This is a genomic window from Bradyrhizobium sp., from assembly GCF_036009065.1.
Lineage (GTDB): Bacteria > Pseudomonadota > Alphaproteobacteria > Rhizobiales > Xanthobacteraceae > Bradyrhizobium.
In genome coordinates, this window is sequence record NZ_DASYMN010000069.1 from 1 (window position 1) to 6,093 (window position 6,093).

The 6,093-nt window shown below is 62.9% G+C and carries 7 protein-coding genes; 2 read left to right on the top strand and 5 right to left on the bottom strand.

The genetic code is table 11. The features are described 5' to 3' along the window. Window positions 1-9 precede the first annotated feature (9 nt). Both cobT and cobS read right to left on the bottom strand, forming a co-directional pair. Complete coding sequence (gene cobT / locus VGP39_RS04505) at window positions 10-1,911, bottom strand: cobaltochelatase subunit CobT (RefSeq protein ID WP_327566905.1); 1,902 nt, start codon at window positions 1,909-1,911, stop codon at window positions 10-12. Window positions 1,912-2,055: 144 nt separating this feature from the next. After that, entirely contained in the window at window positions 2,056-3,054 is a 999-nt protein-coding gene (cobS, locus tag VGP39_RS04510) for a cobaltochelatase subunit CobS (RefSeq protein ID WP_327566906.1), read from the bottom strand. 293 nt (window positions 3,055-3,347) lie between these two features. Here cobS and VGP39_RS04515 point away from each other — a divergent pair, with 293 nt between their 5' ends. Beyond that, window positions 3,348-4,037, top strand: coding sequence for a DedA family protein (locus VGP39_RS04515; protein ID WP_327566907.1), 690 nt, complete (start codon window positions 3,348-3,350; stop codon window positions 4,035-4,037). 109 nt (window positions 4,038-4,146) lie between these two features. On the opposite strand, the gene VGP39_RS04520 is transcribed toward VGP39_RS04515, so the two are convergent. Further along, window positions 4,147-4,794, bottom strand: coding sequence for a J domain-containing protein (locus tag VGP39_RS04520; protein WP_327566908.1), 648 nt, complete (start codon window positions 4,792-4,794; stop codon window positions 4,147-4,149). Window positions 4,795-4,890: 96 nt separating this feature from the next. Between VGP39_RS04520 and VGP39_RS04525 the strand changes: the two genes are divergently transcribed. Then, window positions 4,891-5,160, top strand: coding sequence for a BolA family protein (locus VGP39_RS04525; protein ID WP_327566911.1), 270 nt, complete (start codon window positions 4,891-4,893; stop codon window positions 5,158-5,160). A 134-nt stretch (window positions 5,161-5,294) separates the two neighbouring features. Here VGP39_RS04525 and VGP39_RS04530 read toward each other — a convergent pair whose 3' ends face one another. After that, window positions 5,295-5,651 carry an endonuclease domain-containing protein gene (locus VGP39_RS04530; RefSeq protein WP_327566909.1) on the bottom strand — a complete coding sequence of 119 codons (357 nt, stop codon included), beginning with the start codon at window positions 5,649-5,651 and terminating at the stop codon, window positions 5,295-5,297. A 163-nt stretch (window positions 5,652-5,814) separates the two neighbouring features. Then, window positions 5,815-6,093, bottom strand: a 279-nt coding sequence (locus VGP39_RS04535) for a transporter associated domain-containing protein (RefSeq protein WP_327566910.1), incomplete at its 5' end; no start/stop codon positions are given.

Consider the following 6,093-nt stretch of genomic DNA (forward strand, 5'->3'; position numbering starts at 1 on the left):
GACGGTCCTCTACGAATGCAGTCTTCGCCGCCGCGTCGGCGCGGCCGGCGCGTTTTGGGTCTCGCTGAACAGTTCGGCCAGTTTTTCAGTGATGGCGCCGCCAAGTTCCTCGGCATCGACGATGGTCACCGCGCGGCGGTAATAGCGCGTCACATCGTGGCCGATGCCGATCGCGATCAGTTCGACCGGCGAGCGGGTCTCGATTTCCTCGATGATATAGCGCAGATGGCGCTCCAGGTAATTGCCGGGATTGACCGACAGCGTGGAATCGTCGACCGGCGCGCCGTCGGAAATCATCATCAGGATCTTGCGTTGCTCGGCGCGGCCGAGCAGCCGCTTGTGCGCCCAGTCCAGCGCCTCGCCGACGATGTTTTCCTTCAAGAGCCCCTCGCGCATCATCAGCCCGAGATTCTTGCGCGAACGTCGCCAGGGAGCATCCGCCGACTTGTAGACGATGTGCCTGAGATCATTGAGGCGTCCCGGATTGGGGGGCTTGCCGGCCGCGAGCCACGCCTCGCGCGACTGGCCGCCCTTCCACGCCCGCGTGGTGAAGCCGAGAATCTCGACCTTGACGCCGCAGCGCTCCAGCGTCCGCGCCAGGATATCCGCGCAGGTCGCAGCTACCGTGATGGGCCGTCCGCGCATCGAACCGGAATTGTCGAGCAGCAAGGTTACCACGGTGTCGCGGAAGGTGGCTTCCTTCTCATGCATGAACGACAGCGGATGATAGGGATCGGTGACCACGCGCGACAGCCGCGCCGGATCGAGAATGCCCTCCTCTAGATCGAACTCCCAGGCGCGGTTCTGCTGCGCCATCAACCGGCGCTGCAGCCGGTTGGCCAGCCGAGCGACGATGCCCTGCAAATGCGCGAGCTGCTTGTCGAGATAGCTGCGCAGCCGTTCCAACTCGTCGTGGTCGCAGAGATCCTCCGCGTTGACGACTTCGTCGAATTTCGGCGCGAAGGCGTGATATTCCGGGCCGCGGTGCTCGTTCTGCCCACGTGAATTCGGCCGCGTCGCCTCGCCCGGCGTCTCATCGTCGCCGAGGTCGCCGTCGTCGAGCGTATCGCTGGTGGAGGCCTGCGCGCTTTCCATAGCGCTTTCCGACATCTCGTCGGTGGAAGCCTGCGCCTGATCGGCGCTCATCTCCTGCGCGGCGTCGCTATCCGGCGAGCCTTCTGCGCCGGACTGGTCGTTCTCGCCGTCGCGGTTGTCGTCCTGGTCCTCATCATCGTCGGCGTCGGCATTGCGGTCGTCGCCGAGCTCCAGCGCCGACAACAGATCGTGCACCGCATCGCCAAATTTTGCCTGGTTCTCGGCAAGCCGATCGAGCCGGTCGAGCCGCGCGCCGATCTTGTCTTCCAGCAGCGGACGCCACAGGTCGACCATTTTTCGCGCCGCAGCGGGAGGCGGCAGGCCGGTGAGGCGCTCGCGCACCAGCATCGCCAGCGCATCCGATAGCGGCGCGTCGGCGCGGTCGGTAATCTCGTCGAACTTGCCGCGGTGAAAATGATCGTCAAGCATGGCGGTGAGGTTTTTGGCGACGCCGGCCATACGTCGCGCACCGATTGCCTCGACGCGCGCCTGCTCCACCGCCTCGAAAACGCCGCGCGCTTGCGGATTGCCCGGCATCAGCTTGCGATGCACTTTCGGATCGTGACAGGCAAGTTTCAGCGCGATGGAATCCGCATGCCCCCGCACGATGGCGGCATCCCGCCGCGTCATCTTGCGCGCCGGTTCCGGCAGCCGCGCCTTGCCCGGTGCAAGGCCCGGGCGTTCGGCGGCAAAAGTCACTTCAAGCTCCGGCGCCTTGGCGATCGCGCGCAGGCAGGACGTCACCGCGCGCTTGAACGGCTCGGTCGGCGCCTCCCTGGGGCCGGTGCGGAATTTGGAATTGGATGGGGTTGTCATCGCAGCCTTACCGCGGGTCGTCCCCGCGAAGGCGGGGACCCATAACCACCGGCGTTCATTGTTGATCCAGACTTTAGCTCCAACTCTTAACCGAGACTCCTCGGAGTATGGGTCCCCGCCTTCGCGGGGACGACGCCGTGCCGGTCAGCTCAACGCCACGTTCACCGAACTCTCGGCCAATTCCTGATTGAAGCAGCGCTGATAGAATTCCGCCACCAGCGGCCGTTCCAGCTCGTCGCATTTGTTGAGGAAAGTGACGCGGAAGGAGAAGCCGATGTCGCCGAAGATTTCCGCGTTCTCCGCCCAGGTGATCACGGTGCGCGGGCTCATCACGGTCGACAAATCGCCATTGGCGAAGGCGTTGCGGGTCAGATCGGCAAGCCGCACCATCTTGTTGACGATGTCACGGCCCTCGCCGGTGCGATAATGGTGCGCCTTGGCGAGCACGATTTCGACTTCCTCGTCATGCGCCAGATAATTCAGCGTGGTGACGATCGACCAGCGGTCCATCTGGCCCTGGTTGATCTGCTGGGTGCCGTGATAGAGCCCGGAAGTATCGCCGAGGCCCACCGTATTGGCGGTCGAGAACAGCCGGAACGCCGGGTGCGGCTTGATCACCTTGTTCTGGTCGAGCAGCGTCAGGCGGCCGGAGACTTCCAGCACGCGCTGGATCACGAACATCACGTCAGGCCTCCCGGCGTCGTATTCGTCGAACACCAGCGCGATATTGTGCTGCAGCGCCCAGGGCAGGATGCCGTCGCGGAATTCGGTGACCTGCTTGCCATCCCTGATGACAATGGAGTCCTTGCCGACCAGATCGATGCGGCTGATGTGGCTGTCTAGGTTGACGCGCACGCAGGGCCAGTTGAGCCGCGCCGCGACCTGCTCGATATGGGTCGACTTGCCGGTGCCGTGGTAACCGGTGACCATGACGCGGCGGTTGTGCGCGAAACCCGCGAGGATCGCGAGCGTGGTGGCGCGATCGAAACGGTAATCCGAATCGACGTCCGGCACATGCGGATCGACTTCGGAATAGGCCGGCACTTCAAGGTCGCTGTCGATGCCGAACACCTGACGGACCGACACCTTCATATCGGGGATACCAGCGGGTTCCTGCGTTTTGCTCATGGCGGCGGTCGTCATCAATCCTCCGAGGTCCCGGACGCTCCCGAAACCAGATTTTGCGGTGTGGCTGCGGATGGGTGCTGTCAGGAACCTATCAGACCGGCGCGGCCGGCAGAAGCCCGCGGCACAATGAAAGTTCTACAGCATTATCATCTAGATAGGGTCTTGCAGCGGTTTTTGGAAGGCTGCCCTGCGAATCAGCCGTGCCGACCACGGTTTTGCTGCCAAATCGGACGGCGATCTCCGACATCCGCCAGCGACTGTGCTAGGTCAGGACCTACCGACCTGGCGGGTCAGCAAAAAGGACTTTTGTGACTTCCCTCATTGATTCCCTGATTGCTTTCGTCTCGGCGCATGCATGGCTAGCCTATCTGACGATCTTCCTCGCGGCGCTGCTGGAAGCTGTGCCCATCGTCGGCTCGGTGATCCCCGGCTCCACCATCATCCTTGCGCTGAGCGCGCTCGTGCCCGGCGGCGAACTCGACCTTGTCGGCGTGTTCGCTACTGCCGTCGCGGGAGCGGCAATCGGCGATGGAACGGCGTTCTGGATCGGACATCGCTCGCAGCGCGAGATTCTCGGTGCGTGGCCGATGTCGCGTTATCCGAACGTGATCGCGCAAAGCGAGACGTTCTTTCACCGCTGGGGGACGCTGGCGGTATTTTTCGCACGCTTCGTGCCGCCGATCCGGGCCTTTGTACCCGTCACCGCGGGCGCGCTGGGAATGCCGCCGCCGCGCTTCTACGCGGTCAATATCGCGGCGATCCTGCTGTGGGCGCCGGCGCATATCCTGCCCGGCATGTTGGCGGTGTCGGCGCTGGACCGCGCCGGGGGCCTCGCCGGGCTGGAAGGCGCGGCGAAGCATTACTGGATGCTGCTGGTGCTCGGCGGCGCGGTTTTGGCGGGGCTTGCAACATGGTGGATTCGCCGCAAGCGCGGGATCAATGTCGCGGTAACGGCGGCGACGGCGCGCAAGGATGGGTCACCGTCATTGCGCGCGTAGCGAAGCAATCCAGAGAGCGGCAAAGCACGAACTGATTGCGTCGTCGCGGAGTTTATCGTCGGGCCGGCCAAGGGCCGGACCCGTTGGCTCCTCGCAATGACGGTCGAAGTCACGCGCCGCGCACGACGGTCTTCAGGTAATTATAGGCTTTGATGATCTCGATGAGGCGGTCTTCGGTGGAACGGTCGCCACCATTGGCATCGGGGTGATGTTGCTTCACCAGCGCCTTGTATTTGGCCTTCACCATCTCCAGCGTGGCCTCGGGGCCGAGTCCCATCACCTGCAGCGCCTTGCGCTCGGCATTGAACACTTTTCGCGTTTCCACCTTGGCCTCAGTGCCCGGACCCGGCCGCCAGCGGCCGCGGCCATTGAGCTCGCTGAACATGCTGAACGGATCGGCGGCGCCTTCGAGGTCCGCTTCGGCGGTCTTGCCTTTGCCCTTGGTGCCATTGGCGCCCATCTTCCAGGTCGGGCGATGGCCGGTCAGCGCGTCCTTCTGATAGCGCGCCACCGCGTCGGCATTCATGCCGGAAAAGAAATTATAGGACTGGTTGTATTCGCGCACGTGGTTGAGGCAGAAGTGCCAGTATTCCTTGTCATTGGCGCGGCCCTTGGGCGCGCGGTGCGGCCCCTTGTTCTTGCAGTCGGGCCATTCGCACATCACCGCATCTTCGCGCGCGCGCGCCTGCTGCTTCGCGCTCAGCTTGTTGGGCTTGATGCGGATGGAATCGAAGAATTTTGATGAATCGATCGGCATGGCTGACTATGACAACGCAATGCAAAAAGCTTCAAGTCTTGACATTGCGAAACTCTCTCGTTGACGAACCGCGGCTTCGGCCGTATTGCCGCTGCCATGACCGTCAAGGACGCTATCACAAACAAGTTGCGCGAAGCTTTCTCGCCGGAAAGTCTCGACGTCACCGACGAATCACATCTTCATGAAGGCCATTCGGGCCACAGGCCCGGCGGCGAGACGCACTTCAGGGTCTATATTGTATCGAAAGCGTTCGAAGGGAAGAGCCGGATCGAGCGCCACCGCATGATTAATACGACGTTGGCAGCGGAACTCGAAGGGTCGGTCCACGCGCTGGCGATCAAGGCGCTGGGAACGGGGGAAGGCTAGTTCTCTTCACCCTCCCCTGCAGGGCAGGGTAATCGCATGTGTGAATCGAAGCGTGAACAAAGGTGAATCGTTGGACGAACATATCGACCAAAACCGTCGGCGATTCCTTATTTGTTCATGCACATGCGATTCCCCTACCCTGCAGGGGGAGGGTCGGACGACGAAGTCGTCCGGGGTGGGGGCGGACGACGCTGTCTCGGATGTCGCCGATGCTTGAGGTGCCTCGCTTCCGCGTCACGCGAGCCATACAGCTCGATATAAATCTGCTCCAGAACCCCCTCCAGGTTGGAGTTGATATCTGAATTCCAGAATCGGATGACGCGATATCCCTCGCGCTCGAGCCACGACTGGCGAACACGATCTCTTACTGCTGTCTGGTCTTCATTGTGATGTCCGCCATCGAGTTCAATGATGAGACGCGCGGCAGGACAGAAAAAATCCACCACGTAAGGTCCGATCGGCGCCTGATGCCGGAAGTGCGTGCCGGACATGGGCAGTTCTTGAGCGCACGCCAAAATGTACGCTCGTGCGGGGTGGTGTTGGCGCGTAGTTTTTGGCGGCGGCACGACGGATCGACGTTGTAACCATTTTGCACACTCCCCCACCCCGCTCGCTACGCGAGCGACCCTCCCCCTGCAGGGGAGGGTAAGGATATCAAAACGCGGTCCCCGCTTTCGGCTTTTTCTCAGAGCCAGCGGCCGTCTCGGCCTCGCGGGGCAGCGGCACGATGCGCAGCGCGGTGATGCGGTTGCGCTCGCGGCGCAGGACGCGGAAGCGGAAGCCGTGGAAGGTGAAGCTCTGGCCGCGTTCGGGGATCGATCGCGCCTCGTGAATGACGAGACCGGCCACCGTGGTCGCCTCCTCATCCGGGAGATGCCAGTCCATGGCGCGGTTGAGATCGCGGATCGGCACCGAGCCGTCGACCACCACCGA

Excerpts from the sequence above, each read along its gene's own strand:
- cobT (WP_327566905.1), bottom strand. The coding sequence starts at position 1,911 with ATGACAACCCCATCCAATTCCAAATTCCGCACCGGCCCCAGGGAGGCG.
- cobS (WP_327566906.1), bottom strand. The coding sequence starts at position 3,054 with ATGACGACCGCCGCCATGAGCAAAACGCAGGAACCCGCTGGTATCCCC.
- VGP39_RS04520 (WP_327566908.1), bottom strand. The coding sequence starts at position 4,794 with ATGCCGATCGATTCATCAAAATTCTTCGATTCCATCCGCATCAAGCCC.
- VGP39_RS04525 (WP_327566911.1), top strand. The coding sequence starts at position 4,891 with ATGACCGTCAAGGACGCTATCACAAACAAGTTGCGCGAAGCTTTCTCG.
- VGP39_RS04530 (WP_327566909.1), bottom strand. The coding sequence starts at position 5,651 with ATGTCCGGCACGCACTTCCGGCATCAGGCGCCGATCGGACCTTACGTG.